Consider the following 3,465-nt stretch of genomic DNA (forward strand, 5'->3'; position numbering starts at 1 on the left):
GCGTGCTCTCCAACGCGCCGTACAACGCCGCATTCAGGTTCTCCGCCACCCTCATGACAGCCCCCTGGCGGTCACGTCCGCGGCCACCGCGTCCACCCGGGCCCGCGCCTGCTCCTCCAGCCGCCGCAACCGCTCGGGGAACCGCGCCGCGCAGCGCGCATACCAGCCGGCCTCCCGCAGTCCTGCCACCTCTTCGGCGGGGCGGGTGTCGTCGCCCTTGCTGTGCGGACCCAGGCGCTGCGTGGCGAACTCCGCCACCAGCGGAGCCCCCTCGCGCACCGCCTCCACCGCGGGCGCGAGCAGCGTACGGATCTCGTCGACGTCCACCGAGTCGGTGTGCCGGTAGGGCACGTCGAAGGCCGCGGCCCGCCCGGCGATGCTGCCCGCCAGATGCGCGCTGGTGGGAGTGGACTGCGCGATGCCGTTGTTCTCCACCACCACCAGCAGCGGCAGCCCCCACAACGACGCGAGGTTGAGCGCCTCGTAGACCGCGCCCTCGCCGAAGGTGCCGTCGCCGATGTACACACACGCCAGGGCGCCGGGCTCGGCCCGCTTCAGATGCAGCGCCACACCGCAGGCCACCGGCAGGCTCTCCCCCTGCACACCGGTGGACACATAGCGTTCCCGGCGGATGTGCTGGCTGCCGCCGACCCCGCCGCACACAGCGCCCGCACGGCCCATGATCTCCGCGAGCAGGCCCTCCGGGTCCCGGTGCCGGGCCAGGTAGTGACCGTGCCCCCGATGGTTGCTGAAGACATGGTCCCCCGGACGCAGCAACCCCTCCATCGCCACCGGGATGTACTCCTGCCCCAGGCAGGTGTGCGTGGTCCCGTTGAGCATCCCCCTGCCGAACAGCTCCAGCAGCTTCAGCTCGAACGCCCGGATGGTCAGCATCAGCAACAGATCGTCGTCCGACGGATCCAGGACCGCAGCCTCGTCCGGCAGCGCCGCGACGGCGCTCACCGTCTGGCCACGGCGACGACGCCCGCGATGGTGGGGTTGTCGAAGAAGTCGTCCAGTCCGATCTCCAGCCCCAGCTGCTGCTGCATCCGCGCGATGATCTGAGTGATCGTCAGCGAGTGTCCGCCCAGATCGAAGATGTCGTCGTCCAGCCCGACGGGTGTCAGCTCCAGCACCTGCTCCCAGATCGTACGGACCTCCTCGACCAGCGGGTCGCCGGCAGCCGCCGTCGCCGAGTCGTGCGCCGCCGGGGCAGGCGCCGCCGGGGCGACGGTCTCCGGCGTACGGGCGGCCCGGAGCGGCCCGGACGAGAAGTCCGCCAGCTCGCCCAGCGGTCGCCCGGGTTCCCGGGCGACCGCCGCGAGCAGCCGGGTCAGGTCGTCGGCGAAGCGACCGGCGTCGGACAGCTCCAGCGGGTCGTGGCGCAGGCTGGCGAGGGCGCCCTGCGGCCCGTGGGCGATCTGCAGCTGCAGGGCACCCCGGACGCTGTGGTTGAAGGCGAGCCACTGCACGTCGCCCAGCGGGCTCGCCACCTCCGGCAGGCGCCGATAGCTGATCGACACCGGGGCGAGCGCCGCATGCGGACGGATGCCCGGGACCGCCCGGGCGAGCGGCACCTCACGGAAGCGGTAGAGCTCCCGCAGTTCGGTGCGCAGCTCGGCGGCGAACTGCGCAAAGGGCGTCCCGGCGGACGGCCGGGAGAACAGCGGCAGCTCATTGACATGGGGGCCGATGTGGCCGGCCTCCGCCTCCGTGCGGGTGGAGAGGTCCAGGGCGGTGACCACCTCCGGGTTCCCGTAGGAGCCCAGCAGTGTGTGGACCGCGGCCACCAGCACCTCGAACGGCGTCACCCCGTCGAGGCCGGGTATCTCCAGCGGGAACTCCAGCACCTCCCCGTCGGCGGCTCCGCGTGAGTGCAGTACCTCACCGGCGACCGCGGTGTCGGCCGGCTCGTGCCAGCGCTGCGCCCAGAACCCGGCGGCCTCCTCCATCCGGGCCGTCACCCGGTCGCGCTGGGCGCCCGCGTGGTCGCGGGGCACCAGCTCCTCGGGGGTGTCGCCCCGGTAGTAGGCGGCCAGGTCGGCGACCAGCAGGTCCTTGGAGTGCCCGTCGAAGACCAGATGGTGGGCGACGGCCACCAGGGTCCGCCCGCCCACCAGCGCGAAGCGCACCAGGGGGCCTGCGCCGAGGTCGAAGGGACGGGTGACGACCTCTTCGATCGAGTCCGCCGACTCCAGCACGGGCGGCTCCGCCGCGGGCACCAGCCGGGGTTCACCGTCGCTCTCCCGCACGGCGCTTCCCAGCAGCGGATGCCGCTCGACGACGGCGGCGCACGCCTTGGCGAGCGCGCTGCGGTCGGGGGCTCCGGCGAGGCTGATCACGACGGGCATGTGGTACGCGGTTGCGGCGCCCATGCGTGCGGCGATCCACATCCCGTGCTGGGTGAAGGAGAGCTGGCTCAAAGGACGACCTCTCTGAGTGCGCGTTTGTCGACCTTGCCACCGTGGTTGCGGGGCAGTGCGTCGAGCGTGAGGAGGTGGTGCGGCATTTCATGGGGTGCCAGGCGGTCCCGGAGAAAGGTCCGCAGGGCGGCGTGGTCGACCGGACCCACCACGGCGACGGCGACCGCCTTGCCCAGCGCGGCATGCGGCACCCCGAACGCCGCCGCCTCCACCACCCCCGAACACCCGTAGACCACCTCCTCCACATGCAGCGTGGAGACCTTGTGCGCACCGGACTTGATGACGTCGCTCTCCCGGTCGACCAGATGCAGATAACCCTCGTCGTCCAGATAACCCAGGTCACCCATCCGCGCCCAGCCGTCCCGGAAGACCGTGTCCGTCCCGGCGCTGTCGCCGTAGTAGCTGCGGCTGGCCGTCGGGGACCGCATCCACACCTCACCGGTGGTGTGCGCGGGCAGCGGCTCACCCTCCGCGGTGGCGACCCGCACGGCCCCACCCGACGCCGGCCTGCCGACACTGGACGGGCGCGCCGGGTCGTACAGCATCACCGTCTGTGCTGGAGCGGCCTCGGTGGAGGTGTAGTAGTTGGCGATCGTCGCCCGGGGAAAGGCCGCGGTCAGCTGCGCGGCGACCGTGCCCGGCAGCGGCGCCGCCGCCGAACCCAGCAGCAGCACACTCGACAGGTCGGCCTTGGTGTGCGCGCCCGCCGCCAGCAACTCGATCGCCATCGTGGGCACCAGGAACACCGTCCCGGCCCGGTACTGCTCGATCATCCTGGCGAAACGGCCCGGGGTGAACCGCCCCAGCGTCACCACCGCCGGGTGCGCCCCCACGGCGTTGGCCAGCATCCACTGCCCCGCGTTGGTCCCGATCGGGAACGCGTGCGCCAGATACCGCGAGTGCGCGAACGGCCGGCGCCGCCCACCCCAGCCGTACGCCAGATTGCCATGGGTCGCAGCGACCCCCTTGGGACGCCCCGTCGTCCCCGAGGTGTACAGGATCTGCGCCACCTCACCCGCCCCCGGCAACTCCACCACACCCC

At 72.5% G+C, this 3,465-nt stretch carries 3 protein-coding genes; all 3 read right to left on the bottom strand.

All coding sequences use genetic code 11. From position 1 onward, the window contains the following. Window positions 1-51 precede the first annotated feature (51 nt). Window positions 52-963 carry a thiamine pyrophosphate-dependent dehydrogenase E1 component subunit alpha gene (locus tag AOK09_RS34380; protein WP_055591133.1) on the bottom strand — a complete coding sequence of 304 codons (912 nt, stop codon included), beginning with the start codon at window positions 961-963 and terminating at the stop codon, window positions 52-54. Beyond that, complete coding sequence (locus AOK09_RS34385) at window positions 960-2,423, bottom strand: condensation domain-containing protein (protein ID WP_055591134.1); 1,464 nt, start codon at window positions 2,421-2,423, stop codon at window positions 960-962. Before AOK09_RS34385 ends, AOK09_RS34380 begins: the two co-directional genes overlap by 4 nt. Continuing rightward, on the bottom strand, window positions 2,420-3,465 hold a 1,046-nt coding region (locus tag AOK09_RS34390), incomplete at its 5' end, for a class I adenylate-forming enzyme family protein (RefSeq protein ID WP_055591135.1). The genes AOK09_RS34385 and AOK09_RS34390, both read right to left, overlap by 4 nt.

Source organism: Peterkaempfera griseoplana, assembly GCF_001418575.1.
Lineage (GTDB): Bacteria > Actinomycetota > Actinomycetes > Streptomycetales > Streptomycetaceae > Peterkaempfera > Peterkaempfera griseoplana.